Genomic DNA, 20,881 nt, shown 5'->3' with positions numbered 1-20,881 from the left:
CTCGGTGGCCGCCGGCTTCCGGACGGGCCCCCGGCGCGGCCCCGCGACGGGCCCGGTGACGCGCGTCGACGCGGCCGGGCCGGCTCCGCCGCCGGGCTCCCCGGCGGACCGGACCGGCGCCGCTCCCGGCCGGCGCTACCGCTCGGTGTCCGGGGCCCGGCCGGTGGCCGTCGCCGGGGCCGTCTCCCCGGCCGCCCCGGCCCCCGTCCCGGCTCCGGTCTCCGTGACGATGTCCCGCAGCAGCTCGTCCCGGTCGTCGCCGCCGATCCACTTCCGGCTCACCCGGCCGGTGTCGGGGCGCTCCGGGTCGTCCGCCTCGCGGGCGTGGTCGGCGATCCGGCGCAGCGCCCCGGTGCAGTAGACGTCGGCCAGGTCCTGGGCCTCGGTGTCGCCCTCGGCGGTGCGCCGGGCCGCCCGTGCCAGCACCAGACTGGCCGCCATGACCTCGGCGGCCAGCCGGGCCACCGCGATGAGGGTGCGTTCCTGGGCGAAGAGCGCCGCGTCGTCCGGGTGGCTGCGGGCCAGCTCGGCACACCGCTCGCGGAACCGGTCCACCCACACCTGGAGTTGGGCCAGGTGCCGCTGGTTGCGGACGTTCAGCGCCGCCGCGAGCCGCTGCCGGGCCCGCTCCGCGGCCTCCGGGGGCGTGCCGCCGTCGACGACCCCGGCCCGGTGGTAGGAGAAGATCACGAACTTGGACATCCAGTAGTCCAGCTGGAAGTCCACCCCGCCGGAGATCCGCAGGCCCCGGGCGTCCCGGAAGGCGCGCTCCAGCGGCACCGGCGGCGCGCCCCGCCGCGCCTTGCTCTCCGCGGTCTCGTACCCCTCGGCCGCGTACAGCGACATGGTGCGGTCGACGACGCCCCAGCAGAGCACGGAGCACAGGTTCTTCGCGGCGTTCTGCTCGGCGAGCGGGTTGAGGCCCAGGTCCTCGCAGAGCAGGCTCCACTCGGCGACGGCCTCCAGCGCGAACGTGTCGGCGAGCGACTCGCCGATCAGGTGCTGGATCTCCTCGTACTCGCCGAGTGGGACGCCGTCCACGCTGCGCCGGTTCACGAACTCCCGCTGCCACTGCAGGCACAGCTTGGCGATGGCCAGGGACGGGGCCGCGATGAGGTACATCCGGCCCAGGATCGCCAGCCCGCCGGCCTGCGCGGTGATCCGCACGTCGTGCGGGCTGGGGTTCTCCACGAACACGTGGTCCGCCGGCACCCGGACCCGGTCGAGGCTGAAGCCGCCGTTCGGGAACCCCTTGATGCCCATGAACTCGTGGTCGGCGGAGCGCCGTACGCCGGGCGCGGCGGGGTCGACCACGAACAGCCGCCGGGTCTCCCGCTCCGCCTCGTGGACGGTGGCCACCACGCCGAGCAGCTCGGCGAACGCGGCGTTGCCGCTGAACACCTTCTCGCCGGTGATCAGGTAGCCGTCGCCGTCCTCGGCCGGGACCGCGACGGTCTCCCGGCGGTGGTTGGCGGCGCCGTTCGGCTCGGTGTCGGCGAAGCTGGATATCAGGCCCTCGGCGACCCGTTCGGTCAGCATGGCCCGCAGCGGGCCGTCCGGCAGGATCCGCAGCAGGGGGGCGAAGCCGATGGAGTTCTGGATCGCGATGAACAGGCCGAGCGGGAGTGACCAGCTGGCGATCGCCTGGACGACCCGGAAGGTGTTGAGGTCGGACAGGGCGAGCCCGCCCAGTTCCACCGGGCTCTGGAGTTTGACGTAGGGGCTGCCGCGCAGCTCGTCCACCACCGCCCGGGGCAGTGCGCGCGCGGACTCCAGGTCGGTGGGGTCGACCAGCCGGCGGGCGAACTCCTTGGCCTCGGCGACCTGGGCGTCACCGGTCTTGCGGTCGTCCTCGGGCTGCTCGGGGAACGGATGAATCAGGTCGAGGCGTAACGACCCGCGGAAGATCTCTTCCAGGAAGCTGGAGGTTCCGGGGACGTTCACCTGGTTGAGGGGCCGTGATGTCATGCGTCCTCCCGTGCAACGGGCCGGGGCCGTGCCGGCCGGTCGTACATGGATCATGCGATCGCGCGCGGATCATGCTTACCCCTGCGATGCGAAAGTATGTTCCCCCTGTTGTGCTCCTCGTCTCCTTCGCTCGCGCTTATCCGATCAGGTGGCGGGTAGGCTACGGGGCCAGCGTGCCCAGTCTTGGCCTCAGGAAGGAACGTGTATGACTACCGGTCCCCGCGGCACGGGCGGCCTGCCGCCCGCCTTCACGGCGTCCGCGAGCTCGTCCTTCATCGAGTTCCTGTCGGCCCAGGCCCCCGACCTGATCCCGGCCAACCGGAAACTGCCCGTCGCGCATGAGGGGTTCGAGGCCCCGCACGGCACGACGGTGATCGCGGCGACGTTCGACGGCGGCGTACTGGTGGCCGGCGACCGCCGGGTCACCATGGGCAACGTCATCGCGCACCGCGAGTACGACAAGGTCTTCCCCGCCGACGAGCACTCCGCCGTCGCCATCGCCGGTACCGCGGGGCTCGCCGTGGAGCTCGTCAAGCTCTTCCAACTGGAGCTGGAGCACTACGAGAAGATCGAGGGCATGCCGCTCTCGCTGGTCGGCAAGGCGAACCGCCTCACCACCATGGTCCGCGGCAACCTCGGCATGGCGATGCAGGGCCTGGCGGTGGTCCCGCTCTTCGCCGGCTACGACCTGGACAAGGGGGTCGGCCGCATCTTCTCCTACGACGTCACCGGCGGCCGGACCGAGGAGCGCGGCTTCGCCACCACCGGTTCGGGCTCGGTCTACGCCCGCGGCTCCCTGAAGAAGCTCTACCGCGACGGCATGTCCGAGGGCGAGATCACCACCGCGGCCGTGCAGGCGCTCTACGACGCCGCCGACGACGACTCGGCCACCGGTGGGCCGGACCTCACCCGCCAGCTGTTCCCGCTGGTCGCCCTGGTCACCGAGGACGGCTACCGGCAGCTCACCCAGGACGAGGTGGCCGAGATCGCCCGCGGTGTCGTCGACCGCCGTCTGGAAGCCCCCAACGGGCCGGTCGCGCCGGTCCTGTGACACCCGTTCCCGGGGCGCCCGTCCCGTGACGCCCGCTCCCGGGGTCCACGCCCGGACCCCGGGGCGGTCCACGCCCGGACCCCGGGACGGTCCGCCCCGCGCCGTGCGGCGGTCAGGCCCGTCCGGGCCCTCGGTGTCAGCGTCGACCGCTTCAATGCCTGCCATGGACGAGCAGACCGGCCGGGACGAGCCGCGCGAACAGCCAGAGCAGCAGGAACAGCCGGAGCAGCGGGAACAGCGGGAACATCCGGAGCGGCAGGAACGGCCAGAGCAGCGGGACCTCCTCGCGGCGGTCCACCGGCTGGCCTGGGCGGGCACCGGCGAGCTGCGGTGTGAAGCGGCCGGGCACCCGGCGGGACACGTCTGCCTGCCGGCGCCGTCGGACCCCACCGGTCTCGCCGCCCTCCGGACGGCCCTCAGCGGACGTTACGGGCGGCCGCGCAACCTCGCGATGGACGGCTACGCCGACCCGACCGCGACCTGGCGTACGGGGGCGCCGCTGCTGGCCCCGTTCGGCGCACGGCTCGTCGAGATGCGTGCCTGGTCGCACGGGGACCGGTGGATCGGCTGCGGTACCGCCCGGTCCGCGGACGGCATACGGCCGGTGGTGCTCGTCGCGGAGGGCCGGGACCCGGTGGCGGAGCTGGCGGAGGGCTCGTCCTGGCTCGACGGGGTCGTCGCGGTGACCGGATGGGACGTATCCGGCGCACGCACGGTCGACTGGGCGGCGGTCGAGGCCCGGATCGGCACGGCCCTGCCCGGCGACTACAAACACCTCGTCGAACTCTTCTGGGACGGCGCCTTCGACGACTACCTCCAGATCCACGTGCCCGGCGCCCGCTTCGCGCACGCCGACATCGTCCGGGACACCGAGTGGCTGAGCGCGTGGGCCACCGCCCAGGGGAGCGACCTCTGGCGGCCCTACGAGCTGTACCCGGCCCCCGGGGGCCTGCTGCAGTGGGGGAGCACCGAGCAGGCCGACCAGTTCTTCTGGCTGACCGAAGGCGCCGACCCCGACCGGTGGCCCGTCCTCGTCACCGAGGACGTCCCCGATTCCTGGGTCCGTTTCGACGGTACGACCACCGAGTTCGTCTACCGCATGCTCACCGACCGGCAGCACCCCTTCTCCACGGCACGCTACTTCGACACCCACTGGTTCGAGAGCTACGCGAGCGAGGACTGAACCCGGCCGGCCGGTGGGCGCGCCCCCGGACGCCGGCGCCGCCCATGCCGCGGTGGGTCGCCGGGCGGCGGCCTGCCGGGTGGGCGCCGGCGCGGGCTGCGACGATGACCGGATGACCCGCATCCTCAGCCGCGGCGACCTGCTCGCGGTCCTCAGCCCCGGCGCCTGTCTCGATCTGCTGCGGGAGGGCTTCCGCGCCGACGGGGACCCGGCCGTGGCCGGCCGGCGGATACGCACCGACCTCCCCTTCGCGGGCACCGCCACGGCGCTGATCCCCGGTCTGCTGCCCGGCATCGACGCCTACACCGTGAAGGTCAACGCGAAGTTCCCCGGTGCCCGCCCGGCGCTGCGCGGCGTCATCGCCCTGCACAGCGGCCGGGACGGCGAACTCCTCGCGCTGCTCGACTCGGCCACGGTCACCGCCTGGCGGACCGGCCTGGCGGCCGCGCTCGGCACCCACCTGCTGGCCGTCCCCGACCTGTCGGGGACGGCGGCGCTCGGCGTCATCGGGGCCGGCGCGCAAGCCGAGTTGATGGTGCGCGGCCTCGCCGAACTGGGCGGCCGGGGCGAGTTGCTGGTGTGCGACAGCGATCCGGAGCGCGCCGCGGACTTCGCCGCACGGCACGGCGGCCGGGTCGTCGGGTCCGCAGCCGAGGCGGCCGCCCGCGCCACGGTCCTGCTGCTGGCCACCTGGTCCCGCGAACCGCTGCTGGCGCTGGCCGACATCGGGCCCGGCCGCCATCTGACCACCCTCGGCGCCGATGAACCCGGGAAGCGGGAGCTGGCCGCCGACCTCCTCGCGACGGCACTGCTGGTCGTCGACGACCGCGACCTGGCGGCGAGCGGCGGCGCTCCGGCCACCGCCGGACTGCCCGCGACCGCCATCGACGCGACCCTCGGCGAGGTGCTGCGGGGCCGTCACCCGGGCCGGACCGCGGCGGACCAGATCACCGTCTACGCCCCGGTCGGCCTGCCCTGGCAGGACCTCGCGGTGGCCTGGGCCGCGTACCGGGAGGCGGAGCGCCGGGGCCTGGGCACGGTCGTCGACCTCTTGGCGTGACGTTCCCCGCCCCCGGCCGCCACGTTCGCCCCCGCCCCCGGCTGCCGGGGTCTGGCGCCCCGCGCGCGGGATCACGCCTCTCGGTTCTGCCCGACCCCGTCGAACCGGCCGCCCCGGGCCGCCCCCCGGCACGGTCACCACCGCACGGCCGGCGCCTTGGCGGGGGTTCGGTGCGGTATGCCGCCCGCCGGGTACGGGCCGTCGCGTGGAGCTCGTCCGTTTCGCCGTGGCCCGCGGACCGCGTGGATATATTCGCGCCTGTGAGCGATGGTCTCGGGCGGGTCCTGGCGGGCCGCTACCGGCTGACGGGAGCGTTGGGCCGGGGTGGCATGGGCGCGGTGTGGCGCGCGCACGACGAGCATCTGGGCCGGGAGGTGGCGGTCAAGGAGCTCCAGTTGCCCGAGCGGCTCACCGGCGCCGAGCGGGCGAACTGGGTCGCCCGGCTGAACCGCGAGGCGCGTGCCGCCGCCCGGTTGAAGCACCCGGGCATCGTCACCGTCCACGATCGGATCACGGACGAGGACGGGCGGCCCTGGATCGTCATGGAGCTGGTGCACGGCAGGTCCCTGGACGACCTCATCCGGTCCGAGGGGCGGCTGTCGCCCGGCCGCGCCGCCGGCATCGGACGCCAGGTGCTCGCCGCCCTGCGCTTCGCGCACCAGGCCGGCGTCACCCACCGGGACATCAAGCCCGCCAACATCCTCCTGGAGCAGGACCGGGTGGTGCTCACCGACTTCGGCATCGCGGCACTCGACGGCGACGCGACCCTGACGGCCACCGGCATACTCATGGGAACCCCTGCCTTCATGGCCCCCGAGCAGGTACGCGGGCTGCCCGCCACGGCCGCGTCCGATCTGTGGGCGCTGGGCGCGACCCTGTACGCCGCGGTGGAGGGACGACCGCCGTTCGACGCCACCGCTCCCTCGGCGGTCCTCGTCGCGGTCGCCACCGAAGAGCCCGCCCCCGCCCGGCACGCGGGGGGCCTCGGCCCCGCGCTCGACGGCCTGCTCCGCAAGAACCCCGCCGACCGGCTGACCCACGACCAGCTCGCGGACCTGCTGGCCTGGTGCGGCGACGGCCGGCCCGCCGGCGCCGGTGGATCCGGCCCGGCGCCGTCCGCGCCCACCGCCCCGGCGCCGGCTGGGACGGCGCCCGCGGCCCCTACGCCCGCCGGTACCCCGGGCACGGCCCCCACCGTGACCGTCCGGCCGGCCGGCCCGCCCGGCCGGGACGCGGCGCTCGGGTCCACCCCGGCAGGGCCGCCGCCGACCCCGACCGTGCTGGACCCCGCCCCCGCCCCGCCCGGACGCGCCCGGAACCGGCTGATCACCGGCATCGGGGCCGCCCTCCTCGCCGGCGTCGCGGTGACCGGGTACCTGCTGTACGAGCAACACGGCGGGAGCGCGGACGACGCCACCTACCAGGTCAACCTGCGCAGCGCCCGGGAGATGGGAGCCCCCGTCGGTTTCACCCGGGAGTCCGAGGAGCGGACCGACGGAGGGCGGGCCCGCCTCACGTACGCGGCCCCCACGGACGACTGCGACGCGGGCTGCCGGAGCCAGACGGGGGAAGTGGTCCAGTGGCTCTCGCAGCAACCGGGGGTGGCGGCCGTGCGCCCGCCGGAGAGCGGCTTCGACGTCGGGACCTGCGACGGGCCGGGCCGGTGCCGCCTTGCCATCACCCCTTACCGGAAGCCGCCGCTCGCCAACGCGCAGTGGTACACCGAGGACGGCCGGCTGCTGTTCCAGGTCGACCTGGGCTGAGTGGTGCGAGCGGGGCCTGGCGCCCCGCGCCTCGGATCACGCCTCTCGGTTCTGCCCGACCCCGTCGAACCGGCCGCCCCGGGCCGCCCGTATGAAGCCTGCGAGGGCGCGCCGGGTGAGGGCTATCTCGACGCCCGGGTCCTCGCTCTCCCGGAGACGGACGGTGGGGGCGGCGGGGTGCGCGGCCATGGTGAGGCAGTTGTTGCCTGTCTGGCAGTAGGACGACTTCCGCCATTCCAGCGTTGACACGTTGCCGCCTTTCAGAGGGACGAAGCGATGGAGCGGATGAGGTCGCGCGACTCGTCAGCCGCCAATGCCAGGGATTCCAGTCGGTCGAGGATGTTCCGGTAGTTCGCGAGATCGCCCTCGGCGTCCAGGAACGCGGGGCCGTGCCACTGATCGAGCTGGACGGTGTCCAGCTGCGGCACCGGTCCCTGGGCATACAGGATCGTCTGGCCCGACCCCGGGAACTCACCGGCCTCGAAGGGGATGACGAGCACGGTGATGTTGTCGCGTTCGCTCGTCGCCACGATGTGGTCGAGCTGCCCGCGCGTCATGTCGGTTCCTCCGAACCGCATGCGCAGGGCCGCTTCATGGATGATCGCGGTGTAGGGAACCGCTCGGTCGTACAGCACGGCCTGGCGCTTGACGCGGTGTGAGGCCCGGTGCTCCACATGATGCGGGGGCAACGGCGGCACCATCTGACCGAAGACCACGCGGGCATGGCCGGGCGTCTGGAGGAGGCCGGGCAAGCTGGACGTCTGAGCGGTGCGCAGGGTGACCGCATGGTGTTCCAACTCCGCGATGTCCAGCATCGGGTCGGGGAGGACCCCGCGGTACTCCTCCCACCACTGGCGCCTGCGGCCCGAGGCCATGGTGGTGAGCGCCTCGATCAGGTCCTGGTCGACGCAGTCGTAGGTACCGGCGAGCAGGCGTACCCGGTCCGCACTGATCCCGGCCCGGCCGGATTCGATGTTGCTGATGCGGGCCTGGTCGGCGCCGAGGCGGTGTCCCGCTTGAGCCGCGGTCATCCCGGAGCGCTCGCGTAGCTTGCGCAGTTCCGTACCCAGACGTTGTTGGCGGACGGTCGGTGCGTTCCTGGGTGGCATGAGACCTCACTTCCTGAGCACGCACAGTTTGCCGTCGTCACCCACAACGGTCTATTGGGACGATAGATGTGCCCAACTGAGGTACATCTATCGTCCCGTTGGGCTACTGTAAGTCGCACAGCCCTCACGCAACGGCGTCGGCGGCCGGAAGCGCACCGTCCTGCCCGGCGGCATTGACACCGCCCGCCGCCCGTACCGCGTGGCTCAACTCCCCCGATTCGCCGGAGGCTTGCATGGACAACGGGCCGCAGGAGGACGCGTCGCCCGGGTGGGACTACACCCTTCACCTGCCGCATGACCCGCGTGCCCCGCGCATCGCGCGCCGGACACTGCGGGCCATCCTCGAAGAGCACGGACAACGCCGACTCCGTGACACCGCCGAGCTGCTGACCTCGGAGCTGCTGACGAACTCCTACCGCTACGCGGAGGGGCCGTCGTCGATGCGGGTGCGGCGGGAGGGGGAGCGGTTACGCGTGAGTGTGTCGGACACCAGTCCCGACCTGCCCGTCCACAGGGATGTGGACCGGTCCGCGGAAGGCGGCCGGGGCCTGGCGCTGGTCCGGCTGTGCGCCGCCGACTGGGGCGGCGTGGCACTCGGCGACCAGGTGTTCGGGATCGGCGGCAAGACGGTGTGGTTCGAGCTCGACGGGACCTGGCGCGATGCCTGAGACCCTGGCACCCCGGTCCGCCCGGCCTTGTCGCCTGACGGTGGCGCGTGACGTGGCTGGACCTTTGCGTTCGGAAGGGAGGGCGTCATGACCCTCGCCACCCCGGAGAACGGCATGAGTCCGCTCCGTCGGGCCGCGGAGGCCGCGGAGGAGGCCACCGGTCTGCGTGCCGAGATCATCCGAGGAGTCCTCATGATGTCCCCGGCGTTGCGGGGCAAACACGCCGGAATCATCAACGAGCTGTACGACCAGCTCCGCCCCGCGCTGCCGGAGCATCTTCGGCCGTTTCAGGTCGCGTCTCTGCCCCTCCCCTATGACAGGGACGACTACGCCACTCCCGACCTGCTCGTCTGCGACGCCGGATTCGGTGACTCCGACGACTGGCTGGCCGATCCGGGTGACGTGGAGCTGGTCCTCGAAGTGGTCTCCAAGGGCAACAGCACCAAGGACACCCGCGACATGGTCAGCTGGTACGCGGACGCCGGCGTTCCCGCGTATCTGCTGGTCGATCCCCGGCACGGTACGTGGACGCTGCACACCGTGCCCCGGGAGGGGGCGTACCAGGGGACACTGCACGGCCGCTACGGCGAGGACGTCGACCTCTCCGCCCTCGGAGTGAAGATCGCGACCGCCGGATTCGCCCGGTACACCTGAGGCTGCCCGGGACTCAGCCGGTGACCGTCGCCCACGCCTCCCGGGCGGCCGCGCGGGCCCCGTCCGGGTCCGCGTCGTGGCCGGCCGCACGCAGGGCCAGGGCCAGTGCGGTCAGCGAGCGCTCGACCACCTCCACGGAGGCGTCCGGGCCGTAGTGGTTGACCCGGATCATCTCCTTGGCCAGGGCGCCGCCGCCGGCCACCAGCGGCAGGGTGCCGGAGCCGGCGTTCGCGGCGGCGACCAGTTCCCGGGCGTCGAACGAGTCCGGGGCGCGCAGCGTGGTGGCCACCGGGGCGGCGTCCCGCGCGTCGGTGACGTAGGGGCGCAGCCGCTCCGCGCGCGGGGTCGCCCCGTCGTGCAGGGCGAGGGTCCCGGCGCGGGTGGCGGCGGCCGCCGCGCGGTGCCGGGTGATGGCCGCGTCCAGTCCGCCGGTCGCCTCGATCCGGTCGATCGACGCCTCCAGTGCCAGCATCTCCAGCTGGGCCGGGGCGTGCGGCAGCGCCGCGCGGCCGGAGTCGATCCACCGCTCCTTCCAGTCCAGCAGCGAGAGGTAGGAGCGGCGCGGGGCCCGCGGGTTGGCGTGGATGCGCTCCCAGGCGCGCTCGCTGACCGAGACGGCGGATACGCCGGCCGGGCCGCCCATCGCCTTCTGGGCGCCGATCACGCACACGTCCACCCCCCAGGCGTCGGTGAGCAGCGGTTCGGCGGCGACCGAGGCGACCGCGTCCAGCATCAGCAGCGCGCCGTGCTCGCGGACCACCTCGCCGATCTCCGCGATCGGGTTGGTGTTCCCGGTCGCGGCCTCGGCGTGGACCAGGGAGACCAGCCCGGTGTCCGGGTGCTCGGCCAGTGCGGCGGCGATGCGCTCGGCAGAGGCCGCGGTGTCGTACGGCACCTCGATGTCCACCACCTCGGCGCCGCAGTCCCGCAGCCAGCCGCCGAAGGTCTGCCCGTACGGCCCGGTGATCACGTTCAGGGCGGTGGTGCCGGGGCGGGTGGCGCTGCGCCAGGCGCCCTCCAGCGGCAGCAGGGCCTCGCCCTGCATGACGATCACGTCGGCGGTGGTGCCCATCACCTCGGCGACGCGGCGCTCGATGGCGGCGAAGCGGGCGGCGGTCAGCGGCGGCTGGTCGAGCAGCGCGGCGTGGAGGTGCTGGTCGGACACGGAGGCTCACTTCGTACGGTCGGCGGTCGGGCGCGCACGCGGCCACGGTGCAACCAGGGCCACGGACGCCTGGGGCGAGCGTACAGCGCCGATCATGCCGAGGGTCTACCCAAGAACTTTTGCAAAAATTCCTTTGGAGAATCCTCGTGCCCGGTCCTACGCTGCGCACATGTCCGATCACGAGCACGACCACCGCGAGCGCGTACTCGACCCCGAGCGGGACGCGGCCGCACTGAAGGCCCTCACCCACCCGCTCCGCATCCGGCTGCTCGGGCTGCTACGCCAGGACGGACCCGCCACGGCGAGCGAACTCGCCGCACGGACCGGGGAGTCATCCGCCTCCACCAGCTACCACCTGAGGGTGCTGGCCAAGTACGGCTTCGTGGCGGAGGCGGAGCACCGGGACGCGCGGGAGCGCCGCTGGCGGTCCGTGCACGAGGTGACCTCCTGGGACAACCAGGCGATGGCCGCCACACCCGCCAGCCGGGAGTTCGTGAGCGTCGTGCGGCGGCAGCAGATCGCGCGGCTGGAGCAGGCGATCGTCGAGCACGAGGCGGACCTCGCGGCGGGGCGGCTCGGCGCGGAGTGGGCCGCGCCGTCCGGCATGAGCGACTTCCTGCCGCGGCTGACCCCGGAATCGCTCACCGAGCTGTGGGAGACGATCGAGCGCACCGTCGAGGAGCTGACCGCCCGCGACCAGGACGATCCGCGCGCCCGTCAGATCGTGCTGGTGACGGCGGGGTTCGCCGGCGCGCCCCACGGCACCGGCCGGCCGGCGGCGGATGCCGGAGGCCATCCGCAGGACGGGACGCAGGACGGGACGCAGGACGGGACGCAGGACGGGACGCAGGACGGGACGCAGGACGGGACGCAGGACGGGACGGAGCGCACCGGGCGTGCGGCGGACACCGGTCGGCCGACGGCTGAACGGGGGGACGCGTCATGAGCGGCCCCCCGGACCGGGACGCCGCGCGCCCCGGTGAGGCGGACCGGGACGCCGCGCGCCCCGGCCAGGCCCGGATGGACCCGCTCACCGCGCGCCGCCGCTTCGTCGCCGTCTCCTTCCTGTTCTGGCTGCCGCTCGGCCTCTACATCGCCCCGCACGTCCTGCTGCTCACCGAACGCGGGCTCGCGCTCTCCGCCATCGCCATCTGCTTCGCCGCCCACTCCACCACCGCCGCGGCCCTGGAACTGCCCACCGGCGGGCTCTCCGACGTCATCGGCCGCCGCGCCGTACTCGCCGCCGCGGGCCTGCTGAACCTGGCCGCCCTCACCCTCCAGGGCCTGGGCACCACCCTGTGGGTGTTCGTCCTCGGCAACGCGCTGATGGGCTCCGCCCGCGCGCTGTCCAGCGGCCCGGCCGAGGCCTGGTACGTCGACACCGTCCACGCCCACTCCGGGCCCGGGGCCGAGATCCGCACCGGGATAGCCCGGGGCCACACCGCCATCTCCGTGGCGCTGGCCGCCGGCACCCTGATCGGCGGCCTGCTGCCCTGGCTGCTGGGGCTCGGCCCGGACCCCGGCGGGTGGCTGCGCGACCACACCTCCGGCCTGGTGCTGCCGCTCTCCGTGCCCATGCTGCTGGGCGCCGCGATCGAGGTGGTGTTCGTGCTGTACGTGCTCACCGCGCTGCCCGAGCCGCCCCGGCCGCCGGCCACCCTGCGCGGGGTGCTGCGCGGAGTCCCGGCCACCATCGCCGCCGGGGTGCGCCTGGGCGGGCGGGACGTGGTGATCCGCCGGGTGCTGCTCACCGCCGGGGCCGTGGCCACCGGCCTGGTCACCATCGAACTGCTCGCCCCGGGGCGCGTCGCGGAGGCCACCGGCGCCGCCGAATCGGGCGCGGTGGTCTTCGCGGTGCTCGCCGCGTCCGGGTTCGCGATCAACGGTCTGGGCAGCCACCTGGCCCCGCACACCGTCCGGCTCGCCGGCGGACGCGCGGAGCGCGCGGTCCTGGTCGCGCTGGCCGCCGCCGCGGCCGGCCTGCTGCTCCTCGGAGCCACCGCCGCCACTGGCCACCCGTTCGCGGTCGTCCTCGCGGTCGCCGGATACCTGCTGGTCTACCTCGGCCTCGGGGCGGCCGGCCCGAACGAGAACGAGCTGATGCACCACCGGGTCGACACCTCCGGCCGGGCCACCGCCCTTTCGTTGCAGTCCCTCTCCCTGCAACTGGTCGGCGGCCTCGCCGGGTTCGTCGCCGGCGGGCTGCCCACCGGTCCGCTGCCCTGGCTGTTCGGCGGCGTCGTGGTGCTGGTGGGCGCCCTGCTGTGGACCGGCCGGACGAGCCCCCCACCGGCCGGGCCGGCCGGGTCCGGAGCGGGCTCGGCGGCGAACGAGCGCCCGGCCCCCGATCTCATCACCTGAGCTCACCGGCCCGGCCGGGAGCTGATCCGGCCTCATCTGGCGGTGACGGCCCCCGGTCGCGGCGGTGCCGGACGCCGGAGGTGGGCGGCGGCCGTGACGGCCGCCGTGGCGGGCCGGCCGTCAGGTGGGCGGCCGTGGCGCCGGGACCGGTCGCGGCGGGGCGTCACGGCAGCGCGGGGCGCACGCCTCAGGGCGCGCGCGGGGGCCGTGCGCGGTATGGCTAGCCCCCCTGGGAAGACGCCCGTTGGCCGTATGTGATCAGCGCCGCGGATTCGCGACGCTGATCACATGCGAAACGACGAGTACACCGAAGCCGCGCCCCGTGCCACCCGCCGCGAGGCCACCCGCCGCCGGGCGGTGATCGTGTCCACCCCGCTGGTCGCGGTCTCCCTCCTCGCGACCGCCATGGCGGCGGCCCCGGCCGCCGGGGCCCGGGGCACCGGGGGGTCCGGAGCGGGCGCCCCGAGGGCCTCCACGGTGCCGACACCCTCGCCCGAGACCGTCGACTGGCAGCGCTGTTCCGGCAAGGGGCTGGACCCGCGCCAGGAGTGCGCCTCCATCGCGGTGCCGCTGGACTACCGCGCGCCGCACGGGAAGCAGATCAGCATCGGTGTCTCGCGGATCCGCAGCGAGCGGCCCCAGGCCCGGCGCGGCACCCTGCTGCTGATTCCCGAGGGCCCCGGCGGCTCCGGCATCAACCGGCCCTCCACCCACGGCAGGAATCTGCCCCAGTCCGTCCGCGACGCGTACGACCTCGTCAGCTTCGACCCGCGTGGCATGGACGCCAGTACCCCCGCGAGCTGCGGCCTGGCCCACGAGGACCTCTCCTTCTCCAGCATCCGTCCCTGGCCGGAGCAGGACGGCTCCATCGACCGGAGCGTGGCCACCGGCAAGCGGCTGGCCGAGAACTGCGCGCGCAACGGCGGCGCCCTGCTGCGCAGCATCAGCACCATCAACGAGGCACGCGACATCGACCGCATCCGGCAGGCGCTGGGCGAGCGGAAGCTGTCCGCCTGGGGCGTGTCGTACGGCACCTACGCGGGCGCGGTGTACGCGCAGCTGTTCCCGCACCGCACCGACCGCTGGGTGCTGGACAGCAGCAACGACCCGGACCCCGAGCGGGTGGCGCGGGGCTGGACGGCGAACTTCGCCATCGGCGTCGAGGACGCCTTCCCGGACTTCGCCGCCTGGGCCGCCGACCCGGAGAACGAGCACCGCTTCGTCGACGACCCGGCCGAGGTGCGCCCGCTGTTCCTGCGGCTGGCGGAGCGCCTGGACCGGGAACCGATCCCCTGGCCCGGCGCCAACCCCGCCGAGCTGAACGGCGACGTGCTGCGCCAGACCCTGCTGTCCAGCCTCAACTCCAAGAGCCGCTTCCCGGCCCTCGCCCAGCTGATGCGGGCCGCTCGCGACGGCTCCCCGCTGCCCGTCACCAGCACTCCGCCGGACGAGGCCCTGCAGGCCACCATCGCGGTCTCCGCGGCCACCATCTGCAATGACGTCAGCTGGCCCGGCGACCTGGCGGAGTACCAGCGCAAGGTCACCGAGAGCCGCCGTACCCACCCGCTGACCGCCGGCATGCCGGAGGGCCCCATGGTGTGCGCCTTCTGGAAGCACCATCCGGCGGAGAAGCCGGTACGCATCACTTCCGACGGGCCGTCGAACGTGCTCATGATCCAGAACCGCCGGGACGCCGCCACCCCGCTCTCCGCCGGCCTCAGGATGCGCGCGGCGCTCGGTGACCGGGCACGCATGGTGATCGTGGACGCGGTCGGCCATGGCTCCTACGTGTCCAACGGCAACGCCTGCGGCGACCGGGCGGTCACCGACTACCTGGTCCACGGCACCCGCCCTGACCAGGACCTGAGCTGCCCGGCGGAGTGAGCGGAGCGACGCCCGGCCGGCTGCCGGTGAAGCTCCCGCTCATCACCACCGACGGCCGGACCGCCCGCTCCGGCCAGGGTGAGTGCGCCGTCGAGGCCGTCACCGAGCGGGAACACCACCCGGCCTGAACGGCGGCCCGGGGACGACGCCGCCCGCCGGCGGGGCGCGCGGCGGGCGGTGGGTGGTGCGGGGGCGGGACACGGCCGCCGGCCGGGGCCGGCATCCGGTCCGTCAGAGGCGCTCGGGGGTGCGGATGCCCAGCAGCGCCATGCCCTGGTGCAGGGTGCGGGCCGTCAGGTCGCACAGGAAGAGACGGTTCTCCACCGTCTCCGGCGTCTCCGCCTTCAGCACCGGGCACTGGTCGTAGAAGGTCGTGTACTGCGACGCCAGCTGGTACAGGTAGGCGGCCAGCTTGTGCGGCGCGTGCTCCTCGGCGACCTCCCGCAGGGTCTCCGCGAACCTGTCCAGGTGCAGACCGAGCGCCCGCTCCGCCGGGGCGAGCGCCAGCCCGGGGTGCGCCGCCGCCCGCGCGTCGCCGGCCTTCCGCAGGATCGACCGGATACGGGCGTAGGCGTACTGGAGGTAGACGGAGGTGTCGCCGTTGAGCGAGACCATCTGGTCCAGGTCGAACTTGTAGTCACGGGAGGCCGACGTGGACAGGTCCGCGTACTTCACCGCGCCGATGCCCACCTGGGCGCCGCGCTCGGCGATCTCCTCCTCGGTGAGGTCCTGGGCCTTCTCACGGACGACCGCGGAGGCCCGCTCGATCGCCTCGTCCAGCAGGTCCACCAGCCGCACCGTCTCGCCCTCACGGGTCTTGAACGGCTTGCCGTCCTTGCCCAGCACGGTGCCGAACGCCAGCTGCACGGCGTGCACTTGGTCGTTCAGCCAGCCGATCCGGCGCGCGGTCTCGAAGACCATCTTGAAGTGCAGCGACTGCCGGGCGTCCACCACGTACAGCAGGGTGTCGGCGCCCAGGTTCTGCACCCGGTCGCGGATCGCGGAGAGGTCGGTGGCCGCGTAGCCGTAGCCGCCGTCCGACTTCTGCACGATCAGCGGCACCGGGTTGCCGTCCGGGCCCTTGACGTCCTCGAAGAAGACGCACAGCGCGCCCTCGGAGCGGACCGCGACCCCGGACTCCTCCAGCAGCCGGCAGGTCTCGGCGAGCATGTCGTTGTAGCCGGACTCGCCGACCACGTCCGGGTCGCGGATCTCCATGTCGAGCTTGTCGAAGACCGAGTAGAAGTAGATCTTCGACTCGTCGACGAACTTCCTCCACAGCTCCAGGGTCCGCTCGTCCCCGGCCTGGAGGTCCACCACCCGGCGGCGGGACCGCTCCTTGAACTCCTCGTCGGCGTCGAACAGCCCGCGCGCCGCCTTGTAGAGCCGGTTCAGGTTGGACATCGCCTCCTCACCGGAGACGCCGTCCTTGTGGTCCAGCTCGTGCGGGTGCTCGATCAGGTATTGGATGAGCATGCCGAACTGGGTGCCCCAGTCGCCGATGTGGTGGCGCCGGACCACCTTCTCCCCTGCGAACTCCAGGATCCGCACCACCGCGTCGCCGATCACCGCCGAGCGCAGATGGCCGACGTGCATCTCCTTGGCGACGTTCGGCTGGGCGTAGTCGATCACCGTGGTGCCGGGGTTCTCGGCCGTCGGCACGCCGAGCCGGTCGTCCGCGGCCCGGGCCGCCAGCGTCTCGGTGATCGCCTGGTCGGAGACGGTGATGTTGAGGAAGCCGGGGCCGGAGACCTCGATCCCGGAGATCAGCTCACCGGCCGGCAGCTGCTCGACCACCTTGGCGGCCAGCTCGCGCGGGTTCCCGCCGAGCTTCTTCGCCAGCGCCAGCATGCCGTTGGCCTGGAAGTCCGCCCGGTCGCTTCGTCGCAGCAGCGGGTCCGCGGAACCGGCCTCCGGCAGGGCAGCCGAGAGAGCGTCCGCGAGGCGCTGGTGGACCGAAGCGGCAAGGGAAGGAACCGAGGCCATGGGATGGGTGCCATTCCTTTAGAGGTGCGAAGGGTCGGTCAAGTATCCCACGGCGCGTACCACCGTTTCTCTGATAAACCAGCGGCACCCGGCGCACGCGCCGGGTCTGGGAGAATGGTCGACGCCATGACCGCAAGGAAGGAAGTGCCGAACGTGGCTCAGAGCACCGAGACCGACTGGGTCTCCCGTTTCGCGGACGAGGTCATTGCCGAGGCGGAGCGTCGCGCCCCCGGCAAACCGATCGTCTGCGCCTCGGGCCTCAGCCCGTCCGGCCCGATCCACCTCGGCAATCTCCGCGAGGTCATGACCCCGCACCTGGTGGCGGACGAGATCCGGCGCCGCGGACACGACTGTGTGCACATCATCTCCTGGGACGACTACGACCGGTTCCGCAAGGTCCCGGCCGGTATCGACCCGTCCTGGTCGGAGCACATCGGCAAGCCGCTGACCTCGGTCCCGGCGCCGCCCGGCAGCCCGTACCCGAACTGGGCCGAGCACTTCAAGGCGCCCATGACCGAGGCCCTCGCCGAGCTGGGCATCGAGTTCCACGGGATCAGCCAGACCGAGAAGTACACCTCGGGCGCCTACCGGGACCAGATCCTGCACGCGATGCGGCACCGCACCGGGATCGACGCCGTCCTGGACCGCTACCGCACCAAGGACAAGGGCGAGGGCGCCGCCAAGCCCGCGACCGGGAAGCAGCAGCAGAAGAAGGGCAAGCTCGACGAGGCCGACCAGGCCGCCGCCGAGGCCGCGGCCGAGGGGTCGGGCGCGGCGGGCGAGGACGACGGCAGCGGCGGCGGCGCCGGGTACTTCCCGTACAAGCCGTACTGCACCGCCTGCGACCGTGACCTCACCACCGTCACCGCCTACGACGACGACACCACCGAGCTGTCCTACACCTGTGTGTGCGGACACGCCGAGACCGTCCGGCTGAGCGAGTTCGACGGCGGCAAGCTGGTCTGGAAGGTCGACTGGCCGATGCGCTGGGCCTACGAGGGCGTGGTGTTCGAGCCCTCCGGCGTGGACCACTCCTCGCCCGGCTCCTCCTTCGTCGTCGGCGGCCAGATCGTCAAGGAGGTCTTCGGCGGCGAGCAGCCGATCGGCCCGATGTACGCGTTCGTCGGCATCAGCGGCATGGCCAAGATGTCCAGCTCCAAGGGCGGGGTCCCCACCCCGGCCGACGCGCTGAAGATCATGGAGGCCCCGCTGCTGCGCTGGCTGTACGCCCGCCGCAAGCCCAACCAGTCCTTCAAGATCGCCTTCGACCAGGAGATCCAGCGGCTGTACGACGAGTGGGACGCCCTGGAGCGCAAGATCGCCGAGGGGGCCGTCCAGCCCGCCGACGCCGCCGCCTACGGCCGGGCCACCCGCACCGCGGCCGGTGAGCTGCCGCGCACCGCGCGCCCGCTGCCGTACCGCACCCTGGCCTCCGTGGTGGACATCACCACCGGCCACGAGGAGCAGACGCTGCGCATCCTCAGCGACCTCGACCCGGCCAACCCGGTGAAGTCCCTGGAGGACGTGCGCCCCCGCCTCGACAAGGCCGAGTACTGGATCAACACCCAGGTCCCGGCCGACCAGCGCACCCAGGTCCGCACCGAGCCGGACACCGAACTGCTCGGCTCGCTCGGCGACACCGAGCGGGAGTCGCTGCGCCTGCTGCTGGAGGGGCTGGACGACCACTGGTCGCTGGACGGGCTCACCACCCTCGTCTACGGCGTGCCCAAGGTGCAGGCGGGGCTGGCGCCGGACGCCAAGCCGACGCCGGAGCTGAAGGTCGCCCAGCGGGCCTTCTTCGCCCTCCTCTACGACCTGCTGGTCGGACGGGACACCGGCCCCCGGCTGCCCACCCTGCTGCTGGCGGTCGGCGCCGACCGGGTCCGGCGGCTGCTCGCCGTCTGACGCGCGGAGGCCGGGCGCCCGCCCGGCATCCGCGGAAGCGGGCGGGCGCCCCGGCCGGCGGTGCGGCGTTCCGTACGGAGGGCCGGGGCCGCGGTGCGGCGGCCCGCACGGCGCGCCGGGCGGAAGATCACCCCAACGGGGTAACCCCCCGGTGGGCGGAGACCCGTCCGCCGGCTCTCCGACGATCGGCGGATACGCGACTCGGCCCCGGGAACGACGATTCCCGGGGCCGCTGCCGTGAAGCTGGACCCATGCGCGAACTCATGGGAATCGTCGGAATCGTCGTCGCCATCCAGGGGGTCCTGGGCTTCAGCGGCCTGGTCTTCGACGACCAGGCATGGGGCATGCTGCACAAGTGGTTCGACCTGCCGTCGGCCGCCTATCTCGGCATCGCGGCGGTCGGCCTTGCCCTGACGGTGTGGGGCGAGAGCGGACGCAAGGCCGGCCGGGCCTGACGGACCACCCGCCCCGGCTTGCGCTGCCGGGGTGCGACGGACCGCCCACCCCCGCTTCCGCTGCTGCCGGGGCGCGTCGGACACCGCCCGGCTGCGCCGCACCCGGCCCCCACACCCGGCCCCCGCACCCGGCCCCCGCACCCGGCCCCCGCACCCGGCCGGCTTCGCCGCCCCGGCCCGGCTCCCTGTACGGCTCGGGCAGGCACCACACCGGGCCGGTGCCGCCCGGGTCACGGGATGAACCCGCTTCACCGAGATGGACCCGGTCACGAAAGCCGCCCGGGTCACGGGGGATGGATCCGGTTCACGGGGAGGACCCGGTCACGTGAAGCAGCCCGGCGGCCATGTGAGGCATCCGGTCAGGGGAGCTGCCCCGGTCAGGGGAGCCACCAGGGTCACGGGAGGCACCCGGTCGGAGGCACCCGGTCGGGGGAGCCCCTGAGTCACGGGAGGCACCCGGTCAGGGGAGGTACCCGGCCTCCATCTGCTCCGCCTGGTGGCGCTGCTTGCACTCTTCCAGGTGACGCTGCACGTCGTCGTCGCCGAGCCCGGTGAGGCCGTACCCGCCGCGCAGCAGCCGGCCGAACTGGAAGGCCGAGGGGAACCTGCTGTGGTCGGCGAGGTGCCGGCGGAAGGCGCCGTAGCAGATCTCCTCAAGGGGGATGTCGTCCAGCGCGCCCGGGCCGCCCTGGCCGTCCCAGTCCGCCTCGCCCGGGCCGCCGGCCGGTCCGTCCGCTTCACGCGCGAGGTCCGGCCCGGCCTCGGTGGCGGGCACGCCGCCGGGAACGGGGCCACCGGCCTCCGTGGCGACCGGCAGGGCGGGCCCGCCGTCCCGGCGCCCGGCCTCCGGCCCGTGCTCCTCCGGCGCCGCCCGGTGCGCCTGGTCCGGCACGCCGTCCGGCGCGCCGGCCTCCCACGGTCCCGGGGCGTAGGGGAGCTGGTTGCCGGTGCCCTGGCCGCCGAGCCTGCGTACCCGGTTCGGGCCCGCCGGGACGGTCACCGTGGAGCCGGCGACCTGGGCCGCGGCGGCCGGGTTGCCGCCCGCCGCCGCTGCACCGCCGCCGGCCGGGTGCGCCTGCGCCGCGGGCTCCTGGGCCGCGGGCCCGGGGGCGGCGTGGGTCTCCGCCGGACCGGACGCCGGGAGGAGGCCGGGGTGCGGATCCGCCGGGTGGCCCCCGGCGTTCGTCCGTCCGCCGTCCGTACCGTCGTCGGCGGGATGGGCGGGCGGCAGCGCCTGCGGAGCGGACGCCCGGTCCACGGCCCGCGCCCCGGCAGCCGGCCCCGCCCCGGCCCCGCCGTCCGGTCCGGTCCCGGCACCCGCGGCCGCCCCGCCGTCCGGCCCGGCCCCGGCACTCGTTGCGGCCCCGCCGTCCGGTCCGGCCCCGGGACCGCCTGCGGTCCCGGCGTCCGCTCCGGCCGCCGGCTCCGTCCCGGCCGCCGCGGTCCGCGCCGGGCCCGCCGCCGTGAGTTCCGGGACCGCCTCCCCGGCCGCCGGGCCCGTGGTGAGCGCGGGGCGGAGGATCGGCGGCTCGATGCCGGCGGCGGCCAGTCCCGCGTCGGCGGTGTCCGCGAGCGGTACTCCGTACCGGGCCAGCCGCAGTGGCATCAGCGATTCCACCGGTGCCTTGCGCTTCCAGGCCCGGCCGTAGCGGGCGCGCAGCCGTGCCCG

17 protein-coding genes and 1 pseudogene are annotated in these 20,881 nt (G+C 74.1%); 12 read left to right on the top strand and 6 right to left on the bottom strand.

The genetic code is table 11. The annotated features are described in order from the left end of the window. Positions 1-135: 135 nt before the first annotated feature. Positions 136-1,968 (bottom strand): acyl-CoA dehydrogenase family protein, encoded by a 1,833-nt coding sequence (locus ACH4B3_RS32230; protein WP_398468970.1) that lies wholly within the window; start codon positions 1,966-1,968, stop codon positions 136-138. Positions 1,969-2,173: 205 nt separating this feature from the next. Here ACH4B3_RS32230 and prcB point away from each other — a divergent pair, with 205 nt between their 5' ends. From prcB to ACH4B3_RS32210, 4 genes are all read left to right on the top strand, one after another. Continuing rightward, on the top strand, positions 2,174-3,019 hold the full coding sequence (gene prcB / locus ACH4B3_RS32225) for a proteasome subunit beta (protein WP_398468968.1): 846 nt from the start codon (positions 2,174-2,176) through the stop codon (positions 3,017-3,019). Positions 3,020-3,182: 163 nt separating this feature from the next. Beyond that, positions 3,183-4,202, top strand: coding sequence for a hypothetical protein (locus ACH4B3_RS32220; protein ID WP_398468966.1), 1,020 nt, complete (start codon positions 3,183-3,185; stop codon positions 4,200-4,202). A 112-nt stretch (positions 4,203-4,314) separates the two neighbouring features. Next, entirely contained in the window at positions 4,315-5,262 is a 948-nt protein-coding gene (locus ACH4B3_RS32215) for an ornithine cyclodeaminase family protein (protein WP_398468964.1), read from the top strand. A gap of 260 nt (positions 5,263-5,522) precedes the next feature. Beyond that, complete coding sequence (locus ACH4B3_RS32210; RefSeq protein WP_398468962.1) at positions 5,523-7,025, top strand: serine/threonine-protein kinase; 1,503 nt, start codon at positions 5,523-5,525, stop codon at positions 7,023-7,025. 36 nt (positions 7,026-7,061) lie between these two features. On the opposite strand, the gene ACH4B3_RS32205 is transcribed toward ACH4B3_RS32210, so the two are convergent. Next, entirely contained in the window at positions 7,062-7,274 is a 213-nt protein-coding gene (locus tag ACH4B3_RS32205) for a DUF397 domain-containing protein (protein WP_398468960.1), read from the bottom strand. Between the two features lie 11 nt (positions 7,275-7,285). Further along, the gene (locus ACH4B3_RS32200; protein WP_398468958.1) at positions 7,286-8,134 is read right to left on the bottom strand and encodes a helix-turn-helix transcriptional regulator; all 849 of its coding nucleotides are present in this window, start codon (positions 8,132-8,134) and stop codon (positions 7,286-7,288) included. Between the two features lie 233 nt (positions 8,135-8,367). On the opposite strand from ACH4B3_RS32200, the gene ACH4B3_RS32195 reads away from it, so the two are divergent. Together ACH4B3_RS32195 and ACH4B3_RS32190 are read left to right on the top strand one after the other, a co-directional pair. Further along, the gene (locus tag ACH4B3_RS32195) at positions 8,368-8,802 is read left to right on the top strand and encodes an ATP-binding protein (protein WP_398468956.1); all 435 of its coding nucleotides are present in this window, start codon (positions 8,368-8,370) and stop codon (positions 8,800-8,802) included. An 87-nt stretch (positions 8,803-8,889) separates the two neighbouring features. Continuing rightward, entirely contained in the window at positions 8,890-9,456 is a 567-nt protein-coding gene (locus ACH4B3_RS32190) for a Uma2 family endonuclease (protein WP_398468954.1), read from the top strand. A 13-nt stretch (positions 9,457-9,469) separates the two neighbouring features. Here ACH4B3_RS32190 and ACH4B3_RS32185 read toward each other — a convergent pair whose 3' ends face one another. Then, complete coding sequence (locus tag ACH4B3_RS32185; protein WP_398468952.1) at positions 9,470-10,621, bottom strand: aminotransferase class V-fold PLP-dependent enzyme; 1,152 nt, start codon at positions 10,619-10,621, stop codon at positions 9,470-9,472. A 169-nt stretch (positions 10,622-10,790) separates the two neighbouring features. On the opposite strand from ACH4B3_RS32185, the gene ACH4B3_RS32180 reads away from it, so the two are divergent. From ACH4B3_RS32180 to ACH4B3_RS32165, 4 genes are all read left to right on the top strand, one after another. Further along, positions 10,791-11,567, top strand: coding sequence for an ArsR/SmtB family transcription factor (locus tag ACH4B3_RS32180; protein ID WP_398468950.1), 777 nt, complete (start codon positions 10,791-10,793; stop codon positions 11,565-11,567). After that, the gene (locus ACH4B3_RS32175; protein ID WP_398468948.1) at positions 11,564-12,982 is read left to right on the top strand and encodes an MFS transporter; all 1,419 of its coding nucleotides are present in this window, start codon (positions 11,564-11,566) and stop codon (positions 12,980-12,982) included. Before ACH4B3_RS32180 ends, ACH4B3_RS32175 begins: the two co-directional genes overlap by 4 nt. A gap of 288 nt (positions 12,983-13,270) precedes the next feature. Continuing rightward, entirely contained in the window at positions 13,271-14,866 is a 1,596-nt protein-coding gene (locus tag ACH4B3_RS32170) for an alpha/beta hydrolase (protein ID WP_398468946.1), read from the top strand. After that, positions 14,863-14,994 (top strand): hypothetical protein, encoded by a 132-nt coding sequence (locus ACH4B3_RS32165; RefSeq protein WP_398468944.1) that lies wholly within the window; start codon positions 14,863-14,865, stop codon positions 14,992-14,994. The genes ACH4B3_RS32170 and ACH4B3_RS32165 overlap by 4 nt, the downstream gene beginning before the upstream one ends. Positions 14,995-15,097: 103 nt before the next feature. Here the strand turns inward: ACH4B3_RS32165 and argS are convergent, their stop codons facing one another. Then, a complete protein-coding gene (gene argS / locus ACH4B3_RS32160; RefSeq protein WP_398468942.1) occupies positions 15,098-16,852 on the bottom strand; it encodes an arginine--tRNA ligase in 1,755 nt (584 codons plus the stop codon). Between the two features lie 126 nt (positions 16,853-16,978). Here argS and lysS point away from each other — a divergent pair, with 126 nt between their 5' ends. Both lysS and ACH4B3_RS32150 read left to right on the top strand, forming a co-directional pair. Then, positions 16,979-18,757 carry a lysine--tRNA ligase gene (gene lysS, locus ACH4B3_RS32155; protein WP_398468940.1) on the top strand — a complete coding sequence of 593 codons (1,779 nt, stop codon included), beginning with the start codon at positions 16,979-16,981 and terminating at the stop codon, positions 18,755-18,757. Between the two features lie 251 nt (positions 18,758-19,008). Next, entirely contained in the window at positions 19,009-19,212 is a 204-nt protein-coding gene (locus ACH4B3_RS32150) for a hypothetical protein (RefSeq protein WP_398468938.1), read from the top strand. Between the two features lie 460 nt (positions 19,213-19,672). Here the strand turns inward: ACH4B3_RS32150 and ACH4B3_RS32145 are convergent. Further along, a pseudogene (locus tag ACH4B3_RS32145) lies at positions 19,673-20,881 on the bottom strand (hypothetical protein); the annotation flags it as partial.

The organism is Streptomyces sp. NPDC018031 (genome assembly GCF_044327625.1).
Lineage (GTDB): Bacteria > Actinomycetota > Actinomycetes > Streptomycetales > Streptomycetaceae > Streptomyces.
Note: the sequence above shows the minus strand (reverse complement) of the source record. Positions and strands in the feature narration are given on the sequence as shown.

Excerpts from the sequence above, each read along its gene's own strand:
- ACH4B3_RS32215 (WP_398468964.1), top strand. The coding sequence starts at position 4,315 with ATGACCCGCATCCTCAGCCGCGGCGACCTGCTCGCGGTCCTCAGCCCC.
- argS (WP_398468942.1), bottom strand. The coding sequence starts at position 16,852 with ATGGCCTCGGTTCCTTCCCTTGCCGCTTCGGTCCACCAGCGCCTCGCG.
- ACH4B3_RS32195 (WP_398468956.1), top strand. The coding sequence starts at position 8,368 with ATGGACAACGGGCCGCAGGAGGACGCGTCGCCCGGGTGGGACTACACC.
- ACH4B3_RS32150 (WP_398468938.1), top strand. The coding sequence starts at position 19,009 with ATGCGCGAACTCATGGGAATCGTCGGAATCGTCGTCGCCATCCAGGGG.
- ACH4B3_RS32180 (WP_398468950.1), top strand. The coding sequence starts at position 10,791 with ATGTCCGATCACGAGCACGACCACCGCGAGCGCGTACTCGACCCCGAG.
- ACH4B3_RS32200 (WP_398468958.1), bottom strand. The coding sequence starts at position 8,134 with ATGCCACCCAGGAACGCACCGACCGTCCGCCAACAACGTCTGGGTACG.
- ACH4B3_RS32175 (WP_398468948.1), top strand. The coding sequence starts at position 11,564 with ATGAGCGGCCCCCCGGACCGGGACGCCGCGCGCCCCGGTGAGGCGGAC.
- prcB (WP_398468968.1), top strand. The coding sequence starts at position 2,174 with ATGACTACCGGTCCCCGCGGCACGGGCGGCCTGCCGCCCGCCTTCACG.
- ACH4B3_RS32220 (WP_398468966.1), top strand. The coding sequence starts at position 3,183 with ATGGACGAGCAGACCGGCCGGGACGAGCCGCGCGAACAGCCAGAGCAG.
- ACH4B3_RS32170 (WP_398468946.1), top strand. The coding sequence starts at position 13,271 with ATGCGAAACGACGAGTACACCGAAGCCGCGCCCCGTGCCACCCGCCGC.
- ACH4B3_RS32190 (WP_398468954.1), top strand. The coding sequence starts at position 8,890 with ATGACCCTCGCCACCCCGGAGAACGGCATGAGTCCGCTCCGTCGGGCC.
- lysS (WP_398468940.1), top strand. The coding sequence starts at position 16,979 with ATGACCGCAAGGAAGGAAGTGCCGAACGTGGCTCAGAGCACCGAGACC.
- ACH4B3_RS32230 (WP_398468970.1), bottom strand. The coding sequence starts at position 1,968 with ATGACATCACGGCCCCTCAACCAGGTGAACGTCCCCGGAACCTCCAGC.